Raw genomic sequence first — 25550 nt, 5'->3', positions numbered from 1 at the left:
AAGGTTATATGTGCCAAATGCCCCATTAAGGCCAGTGGCGCAGGATAAGGTCGTGCTGCTTAACAAGCATTAAATATGCCCGCTTGCCCGGTGAAACTCAAACATAGTTTGTAGTCCAAGCCTTAAGCCCACGCCCTTAACCCAAGCCCTTAACCCAAGCCCGTAATCAATAGCACGGCGATCCTCTTTTGGTGTTGAAAAATTAGCTAACTTTACATGCCTTAAATCTGTCGTTGTTTAGCTAATAGGTTGTGATTTTAAGTTTTGCTTTCACGGATAGATTTTGGCAAGCTCATACTCGTATAAGAATAAATATGGCCGGTAAGCGCTTCTACTGAAGATCTGCAGTGCGCTTAGGTGGCCTCAAAAACGAGAATAACAAGTTATGGGTATTAAATATCAAGCTGATGCTGAGCTTATTTTTTCACATCGTACCGTATTGCTTATTCTTCTTTGTGTATTACTGGCGTTTTTCGCCGGTTTTGCTACGCACAAACTTATGTATGTAAGTGCACTAAGTAGTCAACAATATTCAAGCGAGCTGGCAGTTAGCCTCCGCGCTGATGACACGCACGCTTTGCAGAACACTAAAGTTATCACGTTAGAAGAAGGCTCTGGCAAGCAGAAGCCGGTATCGACTGAGAAGCATGTCAAGCAATTGCTGATACGCGATGATGATTTTCTACAAGCTGAAAGGCTAAAACTATCTATTGCTGAGTGGGCACAGCAAAACCCAATAGACGCGTTAAATTTTTCTTTAAGTAAACAGCGGTACGAGTTGTTGCAAACGATTGCATTTATAGCGGGTTCCAACTTTGATGAAGCCTTTATTGCGTGGCTAAATAAAAACAGTGCGCACAGTCAATACGCCTATCTGGTCCACGCCTTTTTCCAAGGCGCAGCTAAAACTTCACCGTCAAAGGCTCTTGAAGTGTTAGAGAGCATTGACGATGACGGTCGGGATCTGGTTCGCACAACGGTTATTGAAATGTGGGCCAAGCAAGATATACAAACCGCCTATGATTGGCTTGCGCAACAACCGCAGAGCATCAGCCGCCGCGATATGCAGCTAGGTCTGTTTCAGCAATTAATCCAGCACGAACCGATGCGCGCAGTTGCAGAGTGGGGCAGCCTAACAAATGGCCAAAAACAGCAGCTTGCGCCAATTTTGGCAGAGAGCTTATTTAAAGAGGATGTTTACAGTGCGCTAGATTGGGCTGAACAACTACCAAAGCAGCTGCGAACGGGGGCCATGGCGACAATTTTGGATGCCTGGGCAGAGCGAGATATTCCAGAAGCCGCGCTCGATTATTTGTTAACGCAGCCGGAGCTGCTTCACGAGCCTGAAATTCTTAGCGCCGCTGTGGCGAGCTTATCGCGGCAATCTCCGCAGTTGTTAACCGAGCGTTTAGATGAATTCCCTCACAAGCTAAAGCTGCAAGTTATAGAGCATGCGGCTAGTGGCATGGTTGATAGCAGTGTTGATGATTATGAGCGCTGGCTGCAGAGTTTGCCAGAAGGATCTATGCGTGACCAAGCTAGCCTTGCTGGAATCAATGCGCAGCTACAAAAAAATCCCGAGCAAAGCTTAGCGCTTGCCGGGTCTTTAAGTGATGATTACCTGCGTGCAATTTACGCAGAGGGAGCCTTACTGCAGTGGGCGAGTTTTAATCCACAAGCTGCGATGGCCGCCCTGTATTCGCTAGATCGCTTAAGCGCTGAACAAAAACAGATTATCGAGAAAAAAATACAGCAAGAGCTTAACTAATTGTTGACTGTAAATATTACTGAAAGTAACAGGGTTTTATCGGCGCAGTAACGTTCGATGTTTTAGGGTGGTTTATAAGGCAAATTGCCAAGTTTATTAATCAAAAAAATTAATTTACAAACTATAAGTGCTGCCTGTTTGTATTAAGTGATTATTTTTACCCAAAACCCGATTCGGGATTTAAAAGATTATTGTTAATTTATCACAAAAGCATATTGCTGATATTGCCTGTCAGCAATATGATAGTCTTTTATGTATGCGTAATATACCTTGAGGCTGGTTCTTAGCCAATCTGGCTGTTCTAAAGACCTTCGAGTTTTTAAGCAGTAGGCTGTTTCGCTTTTTCCCGCGATGTATTCTCCGTGCTAATAATCATCATGGATTGTTTTTGGTGCCAATCTTTGGCCCCGATAACAACTTTTATTCGAAATAATAAAAATAAATATTGAGGAAAGTACAAGATGAAAAAATCTTTATTTGCTCTGTTTGTCTCAAGTATTGCTATACAAGCTCAAGCTGCCGAATGGGATAGTTACCCCGTGCCGGCAAATGCAGGCGCTGGCAACACCTGGCAACTGCAGTCGTTGTCTGACGATTTTAACTACAACTCTACCGCAGGTAATCGCCCTTCTCAGTTTACCAGTCGCTGGAAAGAGGGTTTTGTTAACGCCTGGACAGGCCCGTCTTTAACGGAATGGAATGCCGGGCATGTGTGGTCGAATGGCGATTTGCTGGCCATTCAAGCTCACCAAAAACCCAATAGCAACAAGATCTATATGGGGGGGATTACCTCCAAATCAACAGTGCAATACCCGGTGTATTTAGAGGCCCGTGTGCGCTTATCTGATTTAACCACGGCCAACAATTTTTGGATGCTAAGTGCCGATTCGAATGAAGAGATTGATATTCTTGAAACCTACCCAAGCAGTCGAGCGGGGCAAGAGTGGTTTGATCAGCGTATTCATTTAAGTCACCACGCCTTAGACCACAGTTTTACTCCGTTTTTGGATTATCAACCGCGTGATGAAGAGGGCGTATCGGGTACCTGGTACTGGGAAAGCGGGCGCGATACCTGGCGCGGTGAATTTTTCAGAATAGGTGTGTACTGGAAGAGCCCGTGGCACCTTGAGTATTACATCAACGGTCGCTGGGTACGAACGCTGAGCAGTAACTCCTACTCCTATTTAGATGAAAATGGCTCGGTGATCAACAAGACGGCAAACTTTAATGTAATTGATAAATACAATTACACCAAAGGTACTGGCCTTAGTAAGCCGATGCACGTAATTATTAACATGGAGCAGCAGTCTTGGCGCACTGACAATGGCGATATTCCTACCGCAGTAGAGTTGAGCGATGCCAATAATAAAAATATTTATTGGCTCGATTGGGTGCGTGTATACAAGCCCGTTGCCAGCGGTTCAGGAGGCGGTGATAACGGCGGCGGAGACAATGGTGGTGGGGACAATGGTGGTGGGGACAATGGCGGAGGTTCAGTTTCGGTTCCCGGCGGCATAACGGAGTTGCGCAACAAAAACAGCAACCGCTGTGTTGACCTTGCAGCCGGTTCATCGGCAAACGGTACCGCTATTCACCAGTGGGGTTGCAGTGCCAGCAATACTAACCAAGATTTCCGTTTTGTGTCTAAAGGTGGTGGCTGGTATGAAATTAACAGCAAACACAATAAGTGTGTCGGTGTGGCTGGCGGTTCGAATTCAAATGGTGCCGAGCTAATTCAGTGGGATTGTTTTGCTAATAACCTCTTCCAGTTTCAGCTCGTCGATAAAGGCAATGGCTGGTTTCAGATGAAAAACCGCAACAGCGGAAAGTGTGTTGCGATTAATGCTTCGTCGAAAAACAACGGCGCAAAACTGATCCAGTGGACATGTAACAACAATGCCGATCAGCAGTTTAAGTTTGAATAATCATCATTGATGCTCAAGGCCGGTAATGCCGCAATGTTGTTCACTTAAGTGTAAGCTTCGCTCCTACCATCTCGTTACATCATTAAGTGAACAGTGTTGTGGTAATGCCGGCCTTATTAATCTTTACTCTTTGTTCTGGTGCCGTTTGCAGTTTTGTTCCCCAGGCACATATCGCCTCTAAGATCGGCGCCAGCGTTTTTCCATAATCCGTGGTGTTGTATTCAACTTTGGGTGCTACCAAAGGATAAACGGTTCTTTTTACAGTGCCCTCGCGCTCCAGCTTTCTGGCTTGTTTTCGGCAGTTTACAGTGTTTGTCGACGCAACATGCGGCTCGCCAGCTTGTACATATAGCTGGCGGCTCAGTTTGAGCAGGCCGGCTGCGTTAAGCAGCTTTACGTTGACCGGCTTGCGCCCATGTTGTGTAGGCTTCTGGGGGACTTTACTCTGGCGATCTTATAATTTTTGTACATTTTTTCTCCAATTGCTGCAACTAAAGTACTATAATGGCGCTTCTGACCTCTTTAGCTGTATTCAAAAGGAAGCCTGAATGTTGAATAAAACCTGCGTAAGCTGCCACAAACCCATGAATGGTGGCGTGTACCGCAAGCCCAATATGTGCCCGTGGTGTGGCGAGTTGCAAGACCCTAGTTTGACGAGCAGTGGCAAGGCGTTGCAGGGCGCAGCCGCAGTGCACAAGCAGCCAGCTCGAGCCCAAGTGTCGTCTTCTGTGCAGGCTGTTACTGCTGTGCAGGGCGCGGTTGCCGATGCGCCTAAAACAAGTGCCGATGCGCCTAAAACAAGTACTGAAGCGGCGAGTGTCGATAAACAGGGCTCGCAAGACGGCGATGCCTATAAGTCTGTTGTACTCACCGCCAAAGAGTCTGGGGACTTTGAAATTACCGGTAACTTTGGTGATGTAAAAGCTGAGCTGATGTTTTCTCTCGAGAAAATGCTGGCCAAGTCGCCGCAGCAGAATAAACAAAGCCTGTTAAAAGTTGCACAAAAAAATGTGCTTTTATCACTGAGAAAAGAGGCGCACGCGCTCGGTGCAAACGCCGTTGTTAAAGTTGCGGTAAAGCACAATGAAGTTTCCTACAAGGGAGAGCCTCGGGTGCGCTTTTCTGCCGTTGGCAGCGCCGTTGCTATCAGCCGTTAGGCCTTCTACGAGCATTGCGTAAGCTAAAAGCTGCTTTAGCTTACGCAGATACGCGCTTTGTTTTCTTTTCCCCTTTCCCTCCTCTTTTCTCCACACCCCTTTTTATTTTTTGATTGTTTCTGCGCTAAAAACTCTTGGCTTTCAGCCAGGGGCTGAATTGCTAGCTAAAGACTTTAGAGCTCTCAGCTAAGGGCTATTGCTAGCTAAGGGCTTTAATCTCTCGGCTTAAGGCCTTAATTTTTTAGCTGTGCCTTAGCTCGCTTTTGTCATGTAAATAAATAGTTGTTGTTGTCGTTTTGTTGTCAACGAGACATGCTGCTAGACCTCTTGTCGCACAAATGTTCTGTATCAGTTTTATTCTTCAATTGAAAAAGTATATATAAATCAATGGCGTACGTCGGATGGTGGCCGCTGGCACAAAGCCTGCTCTAACTCTAGTGTGCGCTCGTACAAACTGCGGGCATTAAGCAAAGACGTTAGAGACCCAGGAGGAATTCAAATGGCTATGCGTCAATGTGCGATTTACGGTAAAGGCGGAATTGGTAAATCAACAACAACTCAGAACTTGGTTGCCGCGCTTGCGGAAGCCGGTAAGAAAGTCATGATTGTTGGCTGTGACCCCAAGGCTGATTCAACGCGCTTAATTTTGCACGCCAAAGCCCAGAACACCATTATGGAAATGGCGGCAGAGGCGGGTACAGTTGAAGATCTGGAGCTCGAAGATGTATTAAAAACCGGTTTTGGTGATGTGCGCTGTGTCGAATCGGGCGGGCCTGAGCCCGGCGTTGGCTGCGCAGGGCGTGGTGTTATTACCGCGATTAACTTTCTTGAAGAAGAAGGCGCCTACGAAGAAGACATCGATTTTGTTTTTTACGATGTACTAGGTGATGTGGTCTGCGGTGGTTTTGCGATGCCTATTCGCGAGAACAAAGCTCAGGAAATCTACATTGTTGTTTCCGGTGAAATGATGGCGATGTACGCGGCTAACAATATTTCTAAAGGCATCGTTAAGTATGCCAACTCCGGCGGTGTACGCTTGGCGGGGCTTATCTGTAACAGCCGTAATACCGACCGCGAAGATGAGCTGATTGTTGCATTAGCCGAGCGCTTGGGTACGCAGATGATTCATTTTATTCCGCGTGACAATGTTGTGCAGCGAGCGGAAATTCGTCGAATGACGGTGATCGAGTACGACCCGAATGCTCGCCAAGCTGACGAATACCGTGCCTTAGCTCAGAAAATCATTGCCAACCAAAAGTTTGTTGTGCCAACACCGGCATCAATGGATGAGCTCGAAGAATTACTTATGCAGTTCGGTATTCTCGAAGAAGAAGATGAAAGCATTATCGGCAAAACGGCCGCTGAGCTTGGGGCCTAATTTAGCAGTACATCCTGACTGGGCAGCGCTGTTAGTTGTTTAACGCGCGGCTCACCTGGTTGCGGGGGGACAGTGAATAAGCTGCTTAGGTAGGTGTAGAAAATACCTAGTACCCGATCTTAGAAATGCAGGAGAGACATATGTCAGATTTAACACACGAAGAGGTTGAAGCCCTCATATCGGAAGTTCTGGAGGTTTATCCAGAAAAAGCGAAAAAAGATCGTGCGAAACACCTTAGCGTAAACGATCAAGAAATAGAGCAAAGTAAAAAGTGCATCGTCAGCAACAAAAAATCGCTACCGGGTGTTATGACTCAGCGAGGCTGTGCGTACGCGGGTTCAAAAGGGGTTGTCTGGGGGCCAATTAAAGACATGGCACATATTAGCCATGGCCCGGTTGGCTGTGGCCAGTACTCGCGTGCCGGCCGGCGGAACTATTACGTCGGTACTACTGGTGTCAACGCCTTTGGCACAATGAACTTTACCTCAGATTTTCAAGAGAAAGACATTGTTTTCGGCGGTGACAAAAAGCTTGAAAAATTAATTGATGAAATTGAAACGCTGTTCCCGTTAAACAAGGGTATTAGTGTGCAATCGGAGTGCCCGATCGGTTTGATTGGCGACGATATCGAAGCGGTGTCTAAGGCCAAACAAAAAGAGCACGGAAAAACGGTTGTACCTGTGCGCTGTGAAGGTTTTCGCGGTGTGTCGCAGTCGCTTGGCCACCATATTGCCAACGATGCCTTGCGCGACTGGGTGATTGGCGCGCGCGATGATGATCAGAGTTTTGCCGCTGGCGATTACGATGTTGCCATTATCGGCGACTATAACATCGGCGGAGATGCTTGGTCTTCACGTATTTTACTCGAAGAGATGGGCCTGCGTGTTGTTGCGCAGTGGTCCGGCGATGGCACACTGACAGAAATGGAACTGACACAGAAGGTGAAGCTCAACCTTGTGCACTGTTACCGATCAATGAACTATGTTTCTCGGCACATGGAAGAAAAGTACGGTATTCCGTGGATGGAGTACAACTTCTTTGGCCCGACTAAGACGATTGAATCGCTGCGCGAAATCGCTTCGCATTTTGATGACAGTATTAAAGCCAAGTGTGAAGAGGTTATTGCTAAATATTCACCCGAGTGGCAAGCCGTTATCGATAAATATAAACCCCGCCTCGAAGGCAAAAAAGTCATGCTTTATGTCGGCGGTTTGCGCCCTCGCCATGTGATCGGAGCATATGAAGATCTTGGCATGCAGGTGGTCGGTACCGGTTATGAATTTGGTCATGCCGATGACTATGATCGCACCATTAAAGAAGTCGACAATGCAACCTTACTTTATGACGACGTCACTGGCTATGAATTTGAAGAGTTTGTCAAGCGTGTGAAACCAGACCTAATTGGTTCCGGTGTCAAAGAGAAATACATTTTCCAAAAAATGGGCATTCCATTTAGGCAGATGCACAGCTGGGACTATTCCGGCCCTTATCACGGTTTTGATGGTTTTGCCATTTTCGCCAAGGATATGGACATGACCTTAAACAACCCCTGTTGGGACAAGCTCCAGGCACCGTGGTTGAAAGTGCCACAACAGGAGAGTAAAGCGGCCTAAACCGCCAGTGATTACGCAGTAAAAAATGTTTAAATTCGCCCTTAGTGTGCGGCTAATAGTTGGACTTAAGGGCATAACCGCAAGCCTGTTCTAGGGCGCGGAAGGAGTATTGTTATGAGTCAACAAGTCGAAGACATCAAACAAAGTTACCCTCTGTTTCTCGATGATGACTATCAAGAAATGCTGGCTAAAAAGCGCGATAACTTTGAAGAGCCGTGGTCTCAAGAAAAAATTGACGAGGTGTTCCAGTGGACAACCTCGGAAGAGTACAAAGAGCTGAATTTTCAGCGCGAAGCGCTAACCATTAACCCCGCCAAGGCGTGCCAGCCGCTGGGTGCGGTGCTTTGTTCTCTAGGTTTTGAAAAAACTATGCCGTATGTGCACGGATCTCAAGGTTGCGTGGCTTATTTTCGAACTTACTTTAATCGCCACTTCAAAGAGCCTGTTGCGTGTGTGTCGGACTCGATGACTGAAGATGCTGCTGTTTTTGGTGGCCAACAAAATATTAAAGACGGTTTGCAAAACTGCAATGAAATTTACAAACCCGACATGATTGCAGTATCGACTACCTGTATGGCCGAAGTGATTGGCGATGATTTAAACGCGTTTATCGCCAACGCTAAAAACGAAGCTTATATTCCCGAAGATTTGCCGACACCATTTGCGCACACGCCAAGCTTTGTCGGCAGCCATATCACCGGTTGGGATAATATGTTTGAAGGTATGGCGCGTTATTTTACCCTTAACGCAATGGACGATAAGGAAGTTGGCAAGAACGGAAAAATTAATCTAGTACCGGGTTTTGAGACCTATTTGGGCAATTATCGTGTACTTAAACGCATGATGGCTGACATGGGGGTTGATGCAACACTGCTTTGTGATCCAAGTGAGGTGCTGGATACGCCTGCCGACGGTGAGTATCGCATGTACGATGGCGGTACAACTCAGGATGAGATCAAAGATGCGCCCAATGCTAAAGATACCCTGTTACTGCAGCGCTGGCAGCTGAATAAAACCAGCAAGTTTGTCAAGAACACCTGGAAACACCAGGCACCGGCCATCAATATTCCGATGGGGCTGGAGTGGACCGACGACTTTTTGATGAAAGTCAGTGAGATATCTGGCAAAGATATTCCCGCTGAATTGGCCAAAGAGCGCGGCCGCCTTGTCGATATGATGACGGATTCACATTCGTGGTTGCACGGGAAAAAATATGCTCTGTGGGGTGACCCTGATTTTGTAATGGGTTTAAGTAAGTTCTTGATGGAGCTCGGCGCGGAGCCATCAATTATCCTTTGTCAGAATGCCAACAAGCGCTGGAAAAAGGCTATGGAAGCACTACTGGCAGAATCGCCGTATGGGCAGAACTCTGAGGTTCATGTTGGCAAAGATCTGTGGCACTTGCGCTCACTGGTATTTACTAACAAACCAGATTTTATGATCGGCAATAGCTACGGAAAGTTTATTCAGCGCGATACATTGCACAAAGGTAAGCAATTTGAAGTACCGCTAATACGCCTGGGCTTCCCTATTTTTGATCGCCATCACCTGCACAGACAAACTACTCTTGCTTACGAGGGCGGCATGCAGATTCTAACAACATTAGTGAATGCGGTGCTGGAGCGCCTGGATGACGAAACTCGTCTAATGGGCGAAACCGATTTTAACCATGACTTAGTTCGCTAGCTTCTATATCTGCAGTTGTTTTGTATTTGACTTAAAAAAAGATATAGAAGCTTATTTAAGCAAACGTTAAATTTTTTGATGCAACTGGTGTTAAAGCTGGGGCCGAAAGCCTGGGGCACAGATGCCCCTTAACCCTGAAATCAAACGCAAGTCGACCGCCTGTGTTTTGGGGGCCTAAGCCTGTTTCCTCTAAGTGCATCGTTTCACCGGAGAACCCGTACCCCAGGTTGAGGGGGATCCGGTGTTTTTTACTTCAGTATATTAAGGGGGCCCTATGCCCAGTGTGATGATACGTAGAAACAGCGATGGTAATTTAAGTTTATATATCGCTAAAAAAGATCTTGAAGCCTCTATCGTTGCACTTGAGCACAGCAGCGCAGAGCAATGGGGCGGGCGCGTCGAGTTGGCCGATGGCTCATTTTATTATTTAGAGCCGATTGCAGAGCCGAAGCTGCCAATTACTTTAAGAGCCAAGCGTCTTTAACACCAAGAAAATTAGGTTTTGATTTTGTTAAGTATAGAGGGTTGATCTGCCTATGTTAACGCCAGAACATGTTGCTAGTGTCGTTAGCTTTATTGACCAGTGCGCGACGGATCAGTTAGTTGAGAGCGAACTTCGCAAGCGCTTTCCGGAGCAGCACCTTACTCTTTGCTCTATAGATGATATATATGTTGGTACAGCGGTATATGAAAACAATCGCTACGCCTTATTTCTTGTTGATTCCAGTTCTCACTGCGCTTCATTGACGTCGGATCTGACAAGCGCCAACGGTTTTGTTATCGCACAGATGTAGTGGCACAAAAAATAGCGGCGGAGTAAAGCTAATGCAGGGTACGATAACAATTGAAGAGAATTTAACGCTGGGGCAGTCTCAGAAAGGTTCAGAGCAATCCGGGGTAGGGTTTTGTATAGTATTTGCTTCGGCTAATGGAATATGCGTTGACCAGCATTTTGGTTCGGCCAAAGCCCTGTTTCGCTTCAGCCTAAGTAAAACGGGTTTTTATCAAACAGATTGTAAGTATTTTGGCAGCGAAAAACACGATGGCAATGAAAACAAGTTAATCGCTAAGCTCAAGTGGGCCGAGGGGGCGGACTTACTTTATTGTCGAGCAATAGGCCCTTCAGCGGTAAAGCAGCTTATGGCTCTTGGCGCACGGCCTATATCTCTGAGTGAAAACCAGCCTGTTGAGAAGCTACTTGCTCAACTTCAAAGGCAGTTGATAAATAAAAGTGAAACTTGGCTAAATACTTTATTTATAAAAAAGCAGCGAGAGCACCAAGGAAAGCTGCGTTTTGATACGTATGACAATGAATGCTGGTGAAAAAATAGCTCATCCCAGATCATAGTAACGGACCGATAAAAACTCACGGTAAACATAGACTTCTCGCTTAGGTATCTAGTAGACAGTAGTATAAAGATGAGCTCTGTCACAGTTTTGTCGGTTTACCGATTGTTTTGTCTAATACTGCTCACTAGCTTCTCCTGAAAGGGTTTAGGTCTTGATAAAATCACAAGGTTGCGGGTGGAGGATGATTTTATTGTTTGCGAACCGATTAATTATCTTTGTCTGTATGTTGGACAACTACGCCTTTAGGTTAGGTTCGTTAGTAGTAAAAAGGCTTTTGTAGGATCTGTGGATGAAAATTTCTCATGACTTGTCAGTTGGTCTTAGAATCGCTGGGCTAATTTCGATACTTGGAATCGTTGTTATTCATTATCATACCCAACCGTTTACAGGGACTTTTACTGTTAACTATGTTGTTCAAGAGTTTCTACACAATATAGTCGCTCGATCATCTGTCCCAGTATTTGCTTTCTTATCTGGGCTGTTTTTCTTTCAGGGAAATAGCTTTTCGCTGGAAGGTCTTGGGAAAAAACTAAATAAACGTATTCATACCATACTGATTCCTGTCCTTTTTGTGGTTATTTGCATATGGTCTTGGGATGTGTTTCAGGTAGTGGTATTGCAAGGAGGTAAGATCGATTGGAGTATAAAGAATATACTGGTTAAGTGGTTCTTTTATCCATCAGGAAGTCAGTTTTGGTTTGTTCGAGATCTGTTTATACTGTTCTTTTTTTCACCTTACATATATTTGCTTCTGAAAAAATTTAGATTGCTATTTGTTTTTTTCTTAATGATGTTGTGGGTGCTAGATTTTCAGCCGTTCCCGCGGTGGGAGCACTTTTATTTTATTAATAATGATACGTTTACGTTTTTTACGCTGGGTGCATATATTTCGCTATTTGGTAGTGAAGCCAGGGTTCGATCCTGTTTGACGCCAAGTTCGTGGAAATTATACGTCTTCGTTCTTATATATTTAGTTGTTGCATGCATTAGAATATATCTTGAGCCTAGAATGAGTACCTGGTACGTGCCTGTATACAAATGGCATACGCTTTTAATGCAGAAGTTTGTTACATTGGAAGGGGTCTATTTGTGCATTGTTTTATCATTTGCGCTGGCGAAAAGTAAGGCGAGAAATATAATTTTTCGATTATCTGGCTATTCATTTTTTATCTTTCTGATTCATGATTACCCTCTGAAATCGTATTTGTACTCATTTCTCGCTGAAGCGGGCGTGAGCTCGATCTGGATGTTTTACGTTCGATACCTTGTTGCAATATTGTTTATGTTTGTACTGGCTATTGTCTTGGAATATCTCTTTCCTAGGTTCTTTACATGGTTGAATGGTGGAAGAAACATCAGACTTGGGGGCTGGGATAAAAGAGTTGATGTGCAGGAGAAAGCATACAATGGCTAGCTTTTGTACTTCATCGAGTGGCGTTGTACTGTAATTACTTGTAGTCTAATACCTTGTTCTGCGTGTGCAATAAATGGATATGCAAGAGTATTTTTATGACAATAGAGACTGATGAAGATCTTCAGCAGCTAAAGCACATAGGGAAGATTGTTGCGCTTGTGTTAAAGGAGATGCAGCGCCGTACGGAGCCTGGAATGACAACCCGGGAGCTCGATCAAATCGGCGAGGCTTTGTTGGACTTTTATGGTGCTAAATCGGCGCCTAAGATTACCTACGGTTTCCCCGGGCATACCTGTATTAGTGTAAATGAAGAGGCTGCTCACGGCATACCGGGTGCCAGAGTGATCCAGCCCGGTGATGTCGTTAATATTGATGTGTCGGCAGAGAAAAATGGTTATTACGCCGATACGGGCGGCAGCTTTGTGGTGCCACCGAGTACTTATCTGAAAGATAAGCTTATTGCCTCAACCAAGTTGGCTTTGGCGCGGGCTTGTCAAAGTGCGAGGGCTGGCAGCCCGATTAACGCCATCGGCAAATCCATACAGGCTGTGGCGAAGCAGCGAGGTTTTAAAATTATCAGAAACCTCTGTAGCCACGGAGTCGGCAAGGCGCTGCATGAAGAGCCAAAAGAGATTCCCGGTTATTATGATGCGAGTGATCGGCGCCGTTTGCACGATGGACTTGTAATCACTATCGAACCTTTCCTGTCAACCAAAAGCAGTTTTGTCGACGAAACATCAGACGGCTGGACGCTAGTTGGTCATAAGAAAAATCTTTCTGCGCAGTTTGAGCATACGATGGTTATTCGTAAAGGCCAGCCGCTATTGGTGACGCTCGCGTAAACTAGGACTATCGAAGTGTCAGGCCCAGAGTTAGAGCCAAGTCTAAACCCACACCTAAGCCCCGACCCGACGATAAAAGCATATACTGGTGCACAAGGTGGCTATGTGCGCAGTGGCCAGGATGGATTTGCGAGCTTGGTTGCTTATTTAAATAGCTTGGCCTGCTTTTCTGACGCGGAGGTTGGCCAACTGTGTACACTGTTCAAGCTAAAGCCGGTAAAAAAATCAGAGACTTTGCTTGGTGCTGGTGAGCGTTGGGATACGATTTATTTTGTTAAGCAAGGTTTACTTCGACTGTACTATTTAAGCCCGGACGGCAAGGAATTTAACAAGGGCTTTTTTGCTGATAATAATTTAGTTTGGCCCATATCAAGCACGGCCCAGAGGCAACTGAGCAAATTTAGTATTGCTAGTTTGGAGCCCTGTGAGCTTATGGCGGCTCCGTTTAGTGTATTTCAGAAGGCGGTTGAAAAAACGGGAAAGTGGCTAGAGTTTTCTGCGCCGTTTACCGGGGCACTGTTGGATCTAAAAATACGTAGAGAAGAGCAGTTTCTGCTAAATGACGCCCAGAGTCGTTATCGACAAGTTCACAGTGAAATGCGCTCGTTTATAGACCGTATTCCTGATTATCATATCGCCTCCTATCTGGGTATTACCCATATTGCCTTCTCCAGAATGAAGCGCTCAATGAAGTTAACCTAGGTTAACGTGTAAAAAACAAAGTGCTGCCAGAATTTCTTATCTTGTTTACGTAGATGAGAAAGACTATGTACAATTTTGATAACAAGCATGTGGTGATAAGCGGTGCTACTTCGGGCATAGGCTTGGTGATGGCCGAAAATTTTCTCGATGCTGGCGCGCAGGTAACGGTTATCGCGCGCTCAAAAGAAAAGCTTGATGCCATGGAGCGCTGCCGCGGGCTTCGTATCGATTTAATTGATGCGCAAGCTATCATGAACGTTGGCAAACAACTGGAAACACCTGTTGATCACCTAATTAATAACGCTGCTATTGCAGAATTTACAGACTTCCCTTTGTGCTCGCTTGAGCAATTACAGCAGCATATCGCTATTAACCTGGTAGCGCCTTTCTTGTTATCTCAGCAGTTGTTACCGCTATTTAACGAAGGTGCTAGCATCTTGAACGTCTCTTCATATTTTTCCGATCGCATGTTGCAGGGCCGGCCTTCTAGCATGTACTCCCTAAGCAAGGGCGGTTTGTACTCGCTAACTAAAGCACTGGCCTTTGAGCTTGGTAAAAAAGGTATACGGGTAAATGCCATTGCGCCCGGTTCAGTGAATACCCCGCTGTTTAAGGCAAACCTGGAAAAAATGGCTGTCGATGAGCAGGCCGGGTTCTATCAGCGCATACAAAATTTGTATCCATTGGGCTGCATAGGCAGTAGTCAGGATGTGGCAAATCTCGCCTTGTTTATGTGTTCAAACCAGGCTGCGTGGATGACAGGCAGCATTGTGAATTTAGATGGCGGTTTAACAACGCACTAATGGAGGTAAACAATGGTTAGCAAGCTAGTTGTATTTAAAGTGAAAGAAATTGAGAGACTTGAAGAGTTAGAAAAGCAGCTGATTATTTTTAAAAAAAGTACTGATGCTGAAGCGGATTGTTTTAATTTTATTTTTTACCGCAATGAAAATAATCCGGGCAGTTATGTTTTATATGAAACCTTTAGCGATCAGGCTGCACTAGAGGCACACTTAACACTGCCACACGCCAAAGTCTTTTTTGAGCTCGATTTAATAGAGACTAGCGAAGTGATTTCACTGCAGGAGCTAGTTTAAGTTTATCTCACTATGCTTAATAGGGCGCCAATAAATGACGCCGTCTTTATTTAAGTCGCTCAAGCGCAGCGTTATTTTACCGTAACCCTTACCGCTTCAGAACTCTGAATAGCCTTGCTCTTGGCTTCGTCTACGCTGTCGCCGAGAGCAAGTGCGACGCCCATTCTACGTTTGCCGTCGACTTCGGGTTTACCGAATAAACGCAAATCTGTATTGGCTAGTGCCAGCGCGCCGGCTACATTGTCGTAAGTGATTTCGCAGCCTTTACCTTCTACTAGCAGTACGCAAGAAGCGGCGGGCGCGTACTGGCGAATAGCGGGAATCGGCAGGCCCATAAAGGCGCGAGCGTGAAGGGCAAACTCGCTTAAATTTTGGCTGATCAGTGTCACCATGCCGGTATCGTGGGGCCTGGGTGAGACTTCGCTGAAGATCACCTCATCACCTTTAATAAACAGCTCGACGCCAAAAATGCCGTAGCCACCCAGGGCATCGGTCACCGTTTGGGCTATCTGCTCACTGCGTTTGAGCGCAAGCTCTGTCATTTGCTGGGGCTGCCAGCTTTCCTGGTAGTCGCCGTCTTCCTGTCTGTGGCCGATGGGCGCGCAGAACGATGTGCCGCCAATATGGCGAACCGTTAGCAAGGTTATTTCAAAATCAAAATCGACAAAACCTTCAACTATTACACGGCCACCGCCAGCGCGGCCGCCTTCCTGTGCGTATTTCCAGGCCTGCTCAATATCTTGCTCTGACTTCAGCAGGCTTTGCCCTTTGCCGGAAGAGCTCATAATTGGTTTGCTGATGCACGGCAAGCCGATAGTGTTCACAGCAGCCCGAAACTCGTCAAAGTCACTACAGAACTGGTAGTTGGATGTTGGCAGGCCCAGCTCTTCAGCCGCCAGGCGGCGAATACCTTCGCGATTCATGGTCAGCTGGGCTGCGCGCGCGGTGGGTACAACGTTTAGCCCTTCAGCCTCTAGCTTAACCAGTAAGTCGGTGGCGATAGCCTCAATCTCCGGAACAACAAAATCCGGCTGCTCTTTTTCAATGACCTCTTGCAGGGCGCTTTCGTCGAGCATGGAAAAAGTGTAAGCGCGGTCGGCCAGCTGCATCGCCGGCGCGTGTTCGTAGCGATCACAGGCAATGACTTCGGCGCCGAGTCGCTTGCACTCAATCACTACCTCTTTTGCAAGTTCCCCCGCGCCAAGTAATAAAACCTTGGTGCTCACCTTGGAATAAGGCGTGCCGATGCTTGCAGCTGAGCCCAAATGATGCATGGTGTGTCCCCTGAAAGTAGAAGTTTGGCCGGAAGCATACTCAAACATGGGCTTAAGTACTAGAAGCGCAGCTGAGACTTTGGCGTGTTTTAATGCTGTTTGTGAGACAGCGGCTTGGGGCACTTATCTAAGGTAGTTTGTTAATTCAGAGAATTGATCAATAACAAAATCTGGGTCAAAGGCTGTAATAGGTACGCCGTAGTTATATCCGTAGCTGACGCCTATCGACGTGACATTGGCCGCTTTGGCGGCAAGGATGTCGTTTTTAGAGTCGCCAATCATTACGCATCGCTCAATGTCGACATTAAGTTTTTCCGCTGCATACAATAGTGGTTCGGGGGCGGGTTTGGCTTGTGGCAAGCTGTCGAAGCCAACAAGTACGTCAAACAGCCCCGACATATCTAAAGCATCGATAATTGGTGCGATAAAGCGGTCTGGCTTATTGGTAATGATGGCCAGCTTGTAGTCACCGGCTAAGTTTCTCAGCGTTTGTACAACACCATCATAGGCTATCGTTTCAGCGCAGTAGTTTTGTTCGTAAAAGCTAAAGAAGCTTGCCAGCGCCTGTTTAACCAACTGGGGGCTTAGCCCGGTTTGAACGTCACTGGCACCGCTTAATGCACGTTTCACCAATTGCTCTGCACCATTGCCAACCCACTTACGTATTTCATCAACACTGTATGGCGGCCTATCCAGGCTGCTTAGCATATTATTTACTGCAATAGCCAAGTCGGGAACACTGTCCACCAAGGTGCCGTCGAGGTCAAAAAATAAGGCGTCAATATTATTAAGGGCGAGCATATGGGGCCAAATACCTTGTTTATTGGGGTTAGGTGGTCAAGCTTTTGTTTAGGTGTTTTTTTCGTACTAGCAGGTCGGTTGATTTCAGGCCTGTCTGACGCTCACCATTTTAACAGCAAAAGCAATAAATGTGATTCCTGTTAAGCCCTTCAGCCCTTTTATCCAGTAGGCAAAGCGTTCTTTGCTGAGCTCTACAAACTTATAGGTAAACAGCACCATGGCAGAGAACCACAGAACATTAACAAGGCTGTGCAGTAGAACTAACAAGTAGGCTGACAATAAGCTTAGCTCTGTGGATATAAACTGCGGAAACGCCGCTAAATAAAACAAAGAAACTTTGGGGTTTAGCAGGTTTGTAATAAAACCTTCTAAGAAGGCTGCTTGCCCTGACGTATTTTTTCCTTTGCACAAGTGAGAGGGCAGAGCCTGATCTACCTTGTAAATGGATAAAAGAGATTTAACGCCTAGCCAGCATAAATATAAAGCGCCAACTATTTTAATAATAGAGAAAAACATAGAGGACTGAACTAATAACGCTGCGATGCCCAGAATGGATAGTGTGCCGTGAAAAAAGAATGCGACAACAAAACCGAGAATATTTAAAAAGCCGTTTTTTTTGCCTGAACTGGCGACGGTTTTTAGTACAAGCAAGCCATTTGGCCCTGGTGATACAACGAGTAGGGCCGCTAAAAAAATAAAGCTAATTATTGTGCTTGTATCCATAGTTTAATGCCTCATCTAGATGCTCAGGTCGGCATAGTAAAGCATGATATGTGATGACAATGTAAATAACCTGAATGCCTGGATAACTTGCGGTGGCCAGTTGAAACCAATTTTGCTGGTGGCTTTCAGTTGTCAAGCAGCCCTTATCCTTGTCGTGGCTAAGACAGCACACTTGTTGCAGATACGACAAAAAACAATAGCTACTAGTAAATATCCCTTGCAAATCAACTCTTTAGCCATTGGCCCGGGCTTTGCAATTTACTGCTTAGCTAGGTGCTTGGCCCGCGCTTATTAACAGGGTGGCTTCGCCAAGTTTGTAGAGGTTAATGCTTTAGACGGGGCTAGGGGCGATTACATGCGGGCAAAAGAATTAGCTGAACTGCGCGATGAGCCGGCGTGCCAGCACAATCACAAAGAAAAAGCCGCGTGTGCGCGGCCCAAGCCTGGGGCGACAGCCGGTGGCTGTGCTTTCGATGGCGCTCAGATTGCGCTGCTGCCGGTGGCCGATGTTGCGCATATTGTGCACGGCCCGATAGCCTGCGCTGGAAGTTCCTGGGACAACCGCGGCACGTGCTCGAGCGGGCCGGAGCTTTATCGTATCGGTATGACAACGGACCTCAGTGAGCAAGACGTCATTATGGGGCGCGGGGAAAAGCGTTTGTTTCACGCGGTGAAAGAAGCGGTAAACAAATATTCACCGGCGGCGGTATTTGTGTATAACACCTGCGTTCCAGCCTTAATTGGCGATGATATTGAAGCGCTTTGTAAGGCGGCGGCCGAGCGTTTTTGTTTGCCGGTTATTCCCATTGATGCGGCGGGTTTTTACGGTACTAAAAATCTAGGCAATCGCATTGCCGGTGAAGCGATGTTGAAATACGTCATTGGTACGCGCGAACCGGAAGCTAAACCTGTTCACCCCGTTGATGCCGCCATCCCCATTTACGATATTAATTTGATTGGCGAATTTAATATCGCCGGAGAATTTTGGCATGTGCTGCCGCTTCTTGACAAGCTCGGTTTGCGAGTATTGGCCAGGCTTTCGGGCGATGCGCGCTTTCGGGAAATTCAAACGATGCACCGCGCCGATGTAAATATGATGGTGTGCTCAAAGGCTATGTTAAATGTCGCGCGCAAGCTTCAAGCTAACTATGGTACGCCGTGGTTTGAAGGCAGTTTTTACGGTTTGAGTGATAGCTCAGCTGCGTTAAGAAAAATTGCGCAACTATTAAACGATGAAAACCTGCAACAAAGAACAGAATCTTTAATACGGCAAGAAGAACAGAAATTAGCACCAGTGATGGCAGCCGGGCGAGCGCGTTTGCAAGGAAAAAAAGTATTGCTTTATACCGGCGGAGTAAAATCGTGGTCGATTATTTCTGCGCTGCAAGATTTGGGCATGCATGTTGTCGCCACGGGCACAAAAAAATCCACCGAAGAAGACAAGGCCCGTATTCGCGAGCTCATGGGCGCTGACGCACTGATGCTGCAAGATGGCAGCCCTAAGGTGTTGTTAAAAACAATGAACGATTGCGGCGCCGATATGCTAATTGCTGGTGGACGCAATATGTATACCGCTCTTAAAGCTCGGGTGCCTTTTTTGGATATTAATCAGGAGCGGGAATTTGCTTACGCTGGCTACGCCGGTATGAAAACTTTGATTGAGCAGCTGTGCAAGGCACTGGAAAACCCAGTGTGGCAGGCCGTGCGCAAGGCGCCACCCTGGCAATGCGGCGCTTATGCTGCCGATCTCCCAGCGCTTTCAGCAACGAGCTCGAAGCTCCAGCCTGAATTTGCCGGTGCTGATAAATTAAAAAACAAGCTCGCTTCACAAGATCGCGAGTTGGGAGTGAAACATGGCTGACGTTGTCAGTTTTCATAAGGCCCTCGTCAGCAGCCCGCTTAAAAATAGCGCCTGTTTAGGTGCAGCGCTGCTGTTTCAAGGGCTCGGGCGAAGCACTGCACTTATGCATGGTTCACAAGGCTGCACAGCCTTTGGCAAGGTGTTTTTTGTACGCCATTATCGCGAGCCAATCCCCTTGCAAACAACGGCAATGGATCAGGTTAGTTCGGTGATGGGCGGCGATGAAAATGTATTACAAGCGCTGGCGACTATTTGTGAAAAAAGTACGCCGTCGTTTATCGGCCTGTTAACAAGCTCCCTGGTTGAAACTCAAGGCAGCGATATCGCGCGCTTGGTCAAAGAGTTCCGCCAGCGTCACCCGGAATTTAAAGATATTGCGGTTGTTCCGGTCAATACTCCAGATTTTGACGGTGGTTTTGAGCAGGGTTACGCCGCGGCGATGCAGGCTCTGATTCGCACTCAAATACCTGTAAGCGAGCAAGCGGGGCTTAGAAAAAAACAGGTGAATGTGTTGGTCGGCGCCCACCTAAATGCCGCTGACTTAGAGTTTGTGCGTGAGAGTATAGAAAGTTTTGGTTTGCGAGCCTTGATGATTCCTAACTTGGAGCATTCTCTTGATGGTCACCTCGAGGCAAGTGATTTTTCAGCTTTAACTACTGGTGGCTTGGCGAAGGACGACTTTGCTCTTGCAGGCCAGAGTCTGGCAACGCTGGTGATTGGTGCGAGTTTAACGACCGCGGCTGACACACTTAAAAACTTAACTCAGGTACCGGATTGGCGCTTTGATCACTTGATGGGGCTCGATCATGTTGATGCTTGGTTGGCTTGTTTAAGTGAATTAAGTAAAAAAGAAATACCGCTTAGCTGGCGTCGCCAGAGGGCACAACTACTCGATGCCATGCTCGATTGTCACTTTATTTTGGGCAAGGCCAAAATTGCTATCGCCAGTGAGGCCGATTTAGTGATCGCCTGGCAGGACTTGCTGCTCAGTATTGGCGCCGAGTTAGTAACGGCGGTGGTACCGCAGCGCTGCGCGAGCCTGGTTAAACTTAAACGCGATAAAGTGATTGTTGGTGATTTTTCTGACCTTGAACGTGACGCCGCTGAGTGCGGCGCGCACTTACTGCTAGGCAGCAGCCACGCTTTAGCCAGCGCTGAGCGGCTATCTGTGCCACTACTGCGCACGGGTTTCCCCCAGCACGACTGGCTTGGCGGTTTTCGAAGCTTAAGCAGCGGTTATCGCGGCAGCCAATTAAGTTTATTTGCTCTGGCTAATTTATTAAGTGCTCAACATGTAGCCCTGCCTGCATACAATAGCTACTTGCGCCCAGCTGATGTTTCGGTTTCCTAAAACAAAAAGTTTTGCTTTAAGCAAGGTTACGGTCAAAAACAACACAAGTTGGTGCAGTAACAATTATGACAGGATTAAAACGCAGTTTTACGGTGGTATCGCTTCCGCGCCAAGCGACGCTCTACGCCGCGTTTGCCAGCGACGACGGCCTTGTTGTCAACCAGCACTTTGGTTCGGCAACTGGCTTTGTTGTTTACGGTGTAAATGATAGCGGCCACTGGCTAGTTCAGGCAGCGCAGTTTGACAGGCTGGCCGAGTGCAGCGCTGAGAGTAAATTGGCGGACAAACTGCAGCTCTTATCTTCGTGCAGTGTGCTGTTTTGTCGAGCCTGTGGTTCCGCTGCACAGCAGCGCCTTGATGAAAAAGCCATCCGCGTGATCAGGGTGGCCGAAAGAAGCAAAATATTGAGCTTATTACAGGAATTAACTGATGAGCTAAAAGAGGGCGAACCCAATTGGCTTGAACTGTGTGGGGTTAAATATGTTTAGTGTTAGCAGGTGTTCAGGGTACAGGGGTTTGCCGTGGTAAATAATGTGCTTACGTCGAGCTCTATCAACGATGATTTTCAGCGCTACTTACTGATCCAGTTGAGGGCGCTCGGAGGTTTTCGTGTTCGCGATAGCTGGAGCGACGAGCGAGTAATGCAGAGTTTAATTCTCAGTAAAGAGCAGCGCAGGGCACTGGGCATCGTTGCCGACCCCGATGAAGCCAGTATTAACCGGCTCAAGGCTTATTACAACGCCGTTGCTCAGTGTCTGGAACAAGAGCTCGGTTTATTTGCCAGCCCATTTGTGCATGTCAGCAGCGAGGGGTTTGGCCGCGCCTTGGTTGTTGTTGGCCGTTTGCTTGTTATCAATAAAACCCTGCGCGATGTGCATCGTTTTTCGTTTATTTCGAAGGAGCAGTTATTAAACAGGGCTAGTTCAAGCATCGAAGATGCGCTGTTGCTTGCGCGCAGTTTGCCAGAAGCCGCGCGCTGTTAATTATCTTTTATTGTGGGTACACAAACATGAGCGATAAGTACTTACTTGGTCAAACGCGCGCCGGCAAGCCGTGGACACCCGAGTTTATTGAAGAAATTGATGCCGCGACCTGCATAGGCTGTGGCCGCTGCTACAAGGTTTGCCCGCGCAATGTCTTTACTCTGGTAGAGCGTTCAAGTCTGGTGGAGGATGATTTTGACGACGATTACGATGACGACGATGAAATGATGGTGATGGCGCTGCAAGACAAACTAGATTGCATCGGTTGTAAGTCCTGCGCGCGAGTTTGCCCCAAAAACTGCCAGAAGCACGCAGCGGTAGCGGCGTAGATTGCGCGAGAAGTACTTTTCCGGCACCAGAGCTTGTTCGCAGCTGTGCTATTCTGGCGGCCTTGGCTTGAAAAGCTCAAATATGCTGTTTGCCGGAAGCTGCGCATCGTGTCGCCGTTAATCTGTGCCGCTAATTTCTGTGCAACATAGCGCGCTTTTGATGCCATAGAGAATGCTATTCTGTAGTTATTGCATACCTTATGGTTATCAAACGTGGGTCTTCGATTTTCAACGACATGCTTGTTTAGCTGCGCGCGCTCAGGGCTTGCGCATGCTTTGTCGCTTTTGAGCGCCGCTGTCACGGTTTGTGCGCTATTCATTTCGCAGCCTGCCTTCGCTGAAAAAACCGTTGTCAGCGTGGGGATTTATCTCAATGGTGGGCGTCAGCGCTCCACCGTTGAGAACATGGTCGCCTCGTTTGAGCGACAGAACCCCGATATAGATATACAGCCGCGTTTTGGCACGGGCAAGGCCTATGTTGACGGTGTAAAGCGCTGGTTTGCTGAAAAACAAGGCCCCGACATTATCTATTGGCTCGGTGGCAAGCGCCTGATTGAGTTTGATGACTACGGTGGGGTGAAAGATCTCAGCTCGTTGTGGGAGCGCTATGCCCTATATGAACACTTTGTGCCCGGCGCCGAGCGAGCATCGTCGACGGCGGGGCGGCCCCATGCAATTCCCATCACTTACTCGCTGCTCGGTATGTATTACAACCCCGAGGTATTTGAAAAGTACGGCGTCGATGTACCTGAAAACTGGGATGACCTGCTTGTGGCCTGTCGCGCTTTTCGCAAGCATGACGTCGACTTGCTCAGCATAGGCCTCAGGCACCGCTGGGTAACGCACGGTTGGTTTGACTACCTTAATCTGCGCATTAACGGTCTCGAGTTTTACCAGCAGTTGTTAGCCGGCCGGGTTGCCTACACCGACCCGCGTGTGGGCAAGGCCCTGGCGTATTGGAAGCAGTTGATAGCGAGCGGTTGTTTTAATCACAACGCTGATAAATATGGGCGCTGGCAGGCCTTTCCGCGCATGGTTTACGGTTTCTCAGCAATGATGCTTATTGAGGGCACGCCAGAGCAGATGCCTGTTGAAAAGAGCAAGCATTTGCGAATTATGAATTTCCCACCTATTGAGAAGGGCCTGCCACAGTACAGCAACGCATCGGTTGATGTATTTGTTGTACCTAAATATGCCAAGTTGACAGCCGAGGTTGAGCGAGTGCTGCTATTTTTGGCAAGCTCGGAGTTTCAGGTTGGTTACAATGAATCGATAGGCCGCTTGCCGGCCTATCAAAATGGCCAGAGCTACAGCGAGGGCCCGGCCAAGGATATGTACCGGCTTGCTTACCACCAGCCGTTTGGCATTCAGTATTTTGATCGCGATACCAGTATTAAACTGGCCAGTCGCACGCCCGATATATTTTACGATTTTTTTTACGAGCTGGATGTAGCTAAAACTCAAGCTCAGTTAGAAGCACTGCGCCAGGAAGTGTACGGTGATTTACCGGTAAAAGAAGCCGGCGAAGCGCTGGGCTCAGCAGAGAAGGCCCGCCAAAGCCCTGCTGCTGATGTGCTTAAAGGTTCCAGTTCCAGCTCTGAACAAATAAAAACAGGCCTGGGTTTAGCTGAGGCTGATGCACCTAGCAAACCCAGCCCTTAATTTATTTTTTTACACCCGTCCCACCTTTTATTCTTTAGCCGTTTCAGACCTTCTGGTTTTTAACTACTTATTTTGTCGCAACTGCGACAAAAAAACCGCCTGCTTTCACGCGCCTTTTTCTTTGTCGCAGTTACGACAATGCCCTCCGAGTTAATTGCTTGATTTTATTGGTTTTTACTAGCTCTGTCTGTGGCATGTGGCTTGCAGCTATCGCTATTAGTGTTAACAGGCCCTAGCAGGCTGAATATTTTAGGCTAAAAAAATGTAACGCCAGTGCAGGAGTTCACGATGATTTCGTTAACGAGTCGGGCCGTCAGTGCCATCGAAGAGTTTATTGCTCGGTCAAAAAATGATGTCTTAGGGCTGAGGGTAAAAGTTGAGGCGTTGGCTTGCTCCGGTTTTAAATATTCTTTGAGCTTAGTCTCGCACGCTGATTTGAGAGACAAACTCTATCGCTGTGAAGGTTTGACCTTGCTTGTCGATAGCGATAGTGAAACCTTGCTGAAAGATGCGGTGATGGATTTTGTGGACGATGACAGTGGCACCGGTTTTAAATTTGACAACCCCAATACAACAAAAGGCTGCTCGTGCAGTGGTTCTTGTTAAGCCGAACTGGAGATAGGTTTATGTGGCAATACTCCGATAAAGTTAAACAGCATTTTTTTGAACCTAAAAACGCCGGCGCGGTAAGTGGGGCAAACGCAGTTGGTGACGTCGGTTCACTCAGTTGTGGCGATGCGCTGCGTCTAACCTTAAAAGTTGACCCTGAAAGTGAGCGTATCGAAGCTGCTGGTTTTCAAACCTTTGGTTGCGGTTCGGCGATTGCTTCGTCATCGGCGTTAACGGAGTTAATTAAAGGTCTGACCTTGGATGAAGCGCTCAAAGTCGACAATCAAAAAATAGCTGATTACCTCGATGGTTTGCCGCCAGAAAAAATGCACTGCTCGGTAATGGGCCAAGAAGCCTTACAGGCCGCTGTGGCAAATTATCGCGGCGAGCAGCTTGTCGATGATCACGATGAGGGCGCGTTGGTTTGTAAATGTTTTGCTGTTGACGACCTTAAAATTAGAGCGACCATTCGTCAAAATAACTTGAGCACGGTTGCCGATGTTACCAATTTTACAAAAGCGGGTGGTGCCTGTTCGTGCTGTCACGAAGTGCTGGAAAACATCCTTGAAGATGAGCTTTCGGCTCGCGGTGAATTATTTCAGCCAGCGCCAATACTCAAAAATAGCAAGGTGGCGACTGAGATAGTTACTGAAACAGCTACTGAAAAAAGTATTGATCTTAGTATAGGGCAAGCAACTTTAGCGGTTGCCGATAAAAAGCAAGATACTGTTTTCGCGGCAAGTAGTGTTGGCAATAAGCGCCTTACCAGTATTCAGCGTATGAAGCTAATTGAAAAAACCATAGAGGATTTTCGGCCCACACTGCAGCGTGATCACGGTGACCTTGAGCTGGTTGAGATTGATGGCAAAAGTATTTATGTCAATTTAATCGGCGCCTGTACTTCTTGTCAGCTTGCCGATACAACACTTGACGCTTTGCAGCAGGCGCTTATTAAAGTGTTGGGCGAGCTTGTTGAGATATCGGTGCTGTCGCAACAGCAACTAGCCAGTTTAAGCGAGGTGTGA

General features: G+C 47.1%; 26 protein-coding genes. 22 read left to right on the top strand and 4 right to left on the bottom strand.

Going from position 1 to position 25550, the window contains the following annotated elements:
- Positions 1 to 385 precede the first annotated feature (385 nt).
- Together CFK45_RS03590 and CFK45_RS03585 are read left to right on the top strand one after the other, a co-directional pair.
- Positions 386 to 1768 (top strand): hypothetical protein, encoded by a 1383-nt coding sequence (locus CFK45_RS03590; protein ID WP_096085054.1) that lies wholly within the window; start codon positions 386 to 388, stop codon positions 1766 to 1768.
- 461 nt (positions 1769 to 2229) lie between these two features.
- Positions 2230 to 3693, top strand: coding sequence for an RICIN domain-containing protein (locus CFK45_RS03585; protein WP_096085053.1), 1464 nt, complete (start codon positions 2230 to 2232; stop codon positions 3691 to 3693).
- Positions 3694 to 3775: 82 nt separating this feature from the next.
- On the opposite strand, the gene CFK45_RS18870 is transcribed toward CFK45_RS03585, so the two are convergent.
- Complete coding sequence (locus CFK45_RS18870; protein WP_414630744.1) at positions 3776 to 4057, bottom strand: winged helix-turn-helix transcriptional regulator; 282 nt, start codon at positions 4055 to 4057, stop codon at positions 3776 to 3778.
- A 184-nt stretch (positions 4058 to 4241) separates the two neighbouring features.
- Here CFK45_RS18870 and CFK45_RS03575 point away from each other — a divergent pair, with 184 nt between their 5' ends.
- The 12 genes from CFK45_RS03575 (at position 4242) to CFK45_RS03520 (ending at position 14932) form a co-directional block, all read left to right on the top strand.
- Positions 4242 to 4850 carry a heavy metal-binding domain-containing protein gene (locus CFK45_RS03575; RefSeq protein WP_096085051.1) on the top strand — a complete coding sequence of 203 codons (609 nt, stop codon included), beginning with the start codon at positions 4242 to 4244 and terminating at the stop codon, positions 4848 to 4850.
- A gap of 499 nt (positions 4851 to 5349) precedes the next feature.
- Positions 5350 to 6228: a nitrogenase iron protein gene (nifH, locus tag CFK45_RS03570; protein WP_096085050.1), complete on the top strand. Its 879-nt coding sequence runs from the start codon at positions 5350 to 5352 to the stop codon at positions 6226 to 6228.
- A 140-nt stretch (positions 6229 to 6368) separates the two neighbouring features.
- Complete coding sequence (gene nifD / locus CFK45_RS03565) at positions 6369 to 7841, top strand: nitrogenase molybdenum-iron protein alpha chain (protein WP_096085049.1); 1473 nt, start codon at positions 6369 to 6371, stop codon at positions 7839 to 7841.
- A gap of 114 nt (positions 7842 to 7955) precedes the next feature.
- Positions 7956 to 9527, top strand: a complete 1572-nt coding sequence (gene nifK, locus CFK45_RS03560; protein ID WP_096085048.1) for a nitrogenase molybdenum-iron protein subunit beta — start codon at positions 7956 to 7958, stop codon at positions 9525 to 9527.
- 274 nt (positions 9528 to 9801) lie between these two features.
- Positions 9802 to 10011 carry a putative nitrogen fixation protein NifT gene (gene nifT / locus CFK45_RS03555; protein ID WP_096085047.1) on the top strand — a complete coding sequence of 70 codons (210 nt, stop codon included), beginning with the start codon at positions 9802 to 9804 and terminating at the stop codon, positions 10009 to 10011.
- A gap of 52 nt (positions 10012 to 10063) precedes the next feature.
- Entirely contained in the window at positions 10064 to 10321 is a 258-nt protein-coding gene (locus tag CFK45_RS03550; protein ID WP_096085046.1) for a DUF6129 family protein, read from the top strand.
- 31 nt (positions 10322 to 10352) lie between these two features.
- Entirely contained in the window at positions 10353 to 10850 is a 498-nt protein-coding gene (locus CFK45_RS03545) for a NifB/NifX family molybdenum-iron cluster-binding protein (protein WP_096085045.1), read from the top strand.
- A gap of 316 nt (positions 10851 to 11166) precedes the next feature.
- Positions 11167 to 12291 (top strand): acyltransferase family protein, encoded by a 1125-nt coding sequence (locus CFK45_RS03540; protein ID WP_096085044.1) that lies wholly within the window; start codon positions 11167 to 11169, stop codon positions 12289 to 12291.
- Positions 12292 to 12386: 95 nt separating this feature from the next.
- Complete coding sequence (gene map, locus CFK45_RS03535) at positions 12387 to 13133, top strand: type I methionyl aminopeptidase (RefSeq protein ID WP_096085043.1); 747 nt, start codon at positions 12387 to 12389, stop codon at positions 13131 to 13133.
- A 15-nt stretch (positions 13134 to 13148) separates the two neighbouring features.
- Positions 13149 to 13835: a Crp/Fnr family transcriptional regulator gene (locus CFK45_RS03530; protein ID WP_158224592.1), complete on the top strand. Its 687-nt coding sequence runs from the start codon at positions 13149 to 13151 to the stop codon at positions 13833 to 13835.
- A 65-nt stretch (positions 13836 to 13900) separates the two neighbouring features.
- On the top strand, positions 13901 to 14638 hold the full coding sequence (locus CFK45_RS03525) for an SDR family NAD(P)-dependent oxidoreductase (protein WP_158224591.1): 738 nt from the start codon (positions 13901 to 13903) through the stop codon (positions 14636 to 14638).
- A gap of 12 nt (positions 14639 to 14650) precedes the next feature.
- A complete protein-coding gene (locus CFK45_RS03520) occupies positions 14651 to 14932 on the top strand; it encodes a putative quinol monooxygenase (RefSeq protein WP_096085040.1) in 282 nt (93 codons plus the stop codon).
- A gap of 71 nt (positions 14933 to 15003) precedes the next feature.
- On the opposite strand, the gene purT is transcribed toward CFK45_RS03520, so the two are convergent.
- The 3 genes from purT to CFK45_RS03505 all read right to left on the bottom strand — a co-directional run bounded on the left by purT (position 15004) and on the right by CFK45_RS03505 (position 17730).
- On the bottom strand, positions 15004 to 16206 hold the full coding sequence (gene purT / locus CFK45_RS03515) for a formate-dependent phosphoribosylglycinamide formyltransferase (RefSeq protein WP_096085039.1): 1203 nt from the start codon (positions 16204 to 16206) through the stop codon (positions 15004 to 15006).
- A gap of 123 nt (positions 16207 to 16329) precedes the next feature.
- The gene (locus CFK45_RS03510; RefSeq protein ID WP_096085038.1) at positions 16330 to 17007 is read right to left on the bottom strand and encodes a phosphoglycolate phosphatase; all 678 of its coding nucleotides are present in this window, start codon (positions 17005 to 17007) and stop codon (positions 16330 to 16332) included.
- 84 nt (positions 17008 to 17091) lie between these two features.
- On the bottom strand, positions 17092 to 17730 hold the full coding sequence (locus tag CFK45_RS03505) for a LysE family translocator (protein WP_096085037.1): 639 nt from the start codon (positions 17728 to 17730) through the stop codon (positions 17092 to 17094).
- A 355-nt stretch (positions 17731 to 18085) separates the two neighbouring features.
- On the opposite strand from CFK45_RS03505, the gene nifE reads away from it, so the two are divergent.
- From nifE to nifU, 8 genes are all read left to right on the top strand, one after another.
- A complete protein-coding gene (nifE, locus tag CFK45_RS03500) occupies positions 18086 to 19591 on the top strand; it encodes a nitrogenase iron-molybdenum cofactor biosynthesis protein NifE (protein ID WP_096085036.1) in 1506 nt (501 codons plus the stop codon).
- On the top strand, positions 19584 to 20942 hold the full coding sequence (nifN, locus tag CFK45_RS03495; protein ID WP_096085035.1) for a nitrogenase iron-molybdenum cofactor biosynthesis protein NifN: 1359 nt from the start codon (positions 19584 to 19586) through the stop codon (positions 20940 to 20942). The genes nifE and nifN overlap by 8 nt, the downstream gene beginning before the upstream one ends.
- Before the next feature lie 65 nt (positions 20943 to 21007).
- The gene (locus CFK45_RS03490) at positions 21008 to 21430 is read left to right on the top strand and encodes a NifB/NifX family molybdenum-iron cluster-binding protein (protein ID WP_096085034.1); all 423 of its coding nucleotides are present in this window, start codon (positions 21008 to 21010) and stop codon (positions 21428 to 21430) included.
- 33 nt (positions 21431 to 21463) lie between these two features.
- A complete protein-coding gene (locus CFK45_RS03485) occupies positions 21464 to 21925 on the top strand; it encodes a NifX-associated nitrogen fixation protein (RefSeq protein ID WP_096085033.1) in 462 nt (153 codons plus the stop codon).
- 26 nt (positions 21926 to 21951) lie between these two features.
- Complete coding sequence (gene fdxB, locus CFK45_RS03480; protein WP_096085032.1) at positions 21952 to 22254, top strand: ferredoxin III, nif-specific; 303 nt, start codon at positions 21952 to 21954, stop codon at positions 22252 to 22254.
- A gap of 357 nt (positions 22255 to 22611) precedes the next feature.
- Positions 22612 to 23916 (top strand): ABC transporter substrate-binding protein, encoded by a 1305-nt coding sequence (locus tag CFK45_RS03475; protein WP_143247470.1) that lies wholly within the window; start codon positions 22612 to 22614, stop codon positions 23914 to 23916.
- Positions 23917 to 24204: 288 nt separating this feature from the next.
- Positions 24205 to 24522 (top strand): HesB/IscA family protein, encoded by a 318-nt coding sequence (locus tag CFK45_RS03470; protein WP_096085030.1) that lies wholly within the window; start codon positions 24205 to 24207, stop codon positions 24520 to 24522.
- Positions 24523 to 24542: 20 nt separating this feature from the next.
- A complete protein-coding gene (nifU, locus tag CFK45_RS03465; protein WP_096085029.1) occupies positions 24543 to 25550 on the top strand; it encodes a Fe-S cluster assembly protein NifU in 1008 nt (335 codons plus the stop codon).

It is taken from the genome of Agaribacterium haliotis, from assembly GCF_002312815.1.
In the GTDB taxonomy this organism is placed as follows: Bacteria; Pseudomonadota; Gammaproteobacteria; order Pseudomonadales; family Cellvibrionaceae; genus Agaribacterium; species Agaribacterium haliotis.
Note: the sequence above shows the minus strand (reverse complement) of the source record. Positions and strands in the feature narration are given on the sequence as shown.

Bases quoted from the DNA above. Each gene is read 5' to 3' on its own strand.
- CFK45_RS03590 (WP_096085054.1), top strand. From the start codon at position 386: ATGGGTATTAAATATCAAGCTGATGCTGAGCTTATTTTTTCACATCGT.
- CFK45_RS03585 (WP_096085053.1), top strand. From the start codon at position 2,230: ATGAAAAAATCTTTATTTGCTCTGTTTGTCTCAAGTATTGCTATACAA.
- CFK45_RS03575 (WP_096085051.1), top strand. From the start codon at position 4,242: ATGTTGAATAAAACCTGCGTAAGCTGCCACAAACCCATGAATGGTGGC.
- nifH (WP_096085050.1), top strand. From the start codon at position 5,350: ATGGCTATGCGTCAATGTGCGATTTACGGTAAAGGCGGAATTGGTAAA.
- nifD (WP_096085049.1), top strand. From the start codon at position 6,369: ATGTCAGATTTAACACACGAAGAGGTTGAAGCCCTCATATCGGAAGTT.
- nifK (WP_096085048.1), top strand. From the start codon at position 7,956: ATGAGTCAACAAGTCGAAGACATCAAACAAAGTTACCCTCTGTTTCTC.
- nifT (WP_096085047.1), top strand. From the start codon at position 9,802: ATGCCCAGTGTGATGATACGTAGAAACAGCGATGGTAATTTAAGTTTA.
- CFK45_RS03550 (WP_096085046.1), top strand. From the start codon at position 10,064: ATGTTAACGCCAGAACATGTTGCTAGTGTCGTTAGCTTTATTGACCAG.
- CFK45_RS03545 (WP_096085045.1), top strand. From the start codon at position 10,353: ATGCAGGGTACGATAACAATTGAAGAGAATTTAACGCTGGGGCAGTCT.
- CFK45_RS03540 (WP_096085044.1), top strand. From the start codon at position 11,167: ATGAAAATTTCTCATGACTTGTCAGTTGGTCTTAGAATCGCTGGGCTA.
- map (WP_096085043.1), top strand. From the start codon at position 12,387: ATGACAATAGAGACTGATGAAGATCTTCAGCAGCTAAAGCACATAGGG.
- CFK45_RS03525 (WP_158224591.1), top strand. From the start codon at position 13,901: ATGTACAATTTTGATAACAAGCATGTGGTGATAAGCGGTGCTACTTCG.
- CFK45_RS03520 (WP_096085040.1), top strand. From the start codon at position 14,651: ATGGTTAGCAAGCTAGTTGTATTTAAAGTGAAAGAAATTGAGAGACTT.
- purT (WP_096085039.1), bottom strand. From the start codon at position 16,206: ATGCATCATTTGGGCTCAGCTGCAAGCATCGGCACGCCTTATTCCAAG.
- CFK45_RS03510 (WP_096085038.1), bottom strand. From the start codon at position 17,007: ATGCTCGCCCTTAATAATATTGACGCCTTATTTTTTGACCTCGACGGC.
- CFK45_RS03505 (WP_096085037.1), bottom strand. From the start codon at position 17,730: ATGGATACAAGCACAATAATTAGCTTTATTTTTTTAGCGGCCCTACTC.
- nifE (WP_096085036.1), top strand. From the start codon at position 18,086: ATGCGGGCAAAAGAATTAGCTGAACTGCGCGATGAGCCGGCGTGCCAG.
- nifN (WP_096085035.1), top strand. From the start codon at position 19,584: ATGGCTGACGTTGTCAGTTTTCATAAGGCCCTCGTCAGCAGCCCGCTT.
- CFK45_RS03490 (WP_096085034.1), top strand. From the start codon at position 21,008: ATGACAGGATTAAAACGCAGTTTTACGGTGGTATCGCTTCCGCGCCAA.
- fdxB (WP_096085032.1), top strand. From the start codon at position 21,952: ATGAGCGATAAGTACTTACTTGGTCAAACGCGCGCCGGCAAGCCGTGG.
- CFK45_RS03470 (WP_096085030.1), top strand. From the start codon at position 24,205: ATGATTTCGTTAACGAGTCGGGCCGTCAGTGCCATCGAAGAGTTTATT.
- nifU (WP_096085029.1), top strand. From the start codon at position 24,543: ATGTGGCAATACTCCGATAAAGTTAAACAGCATTTTTTTGAACCTAAA.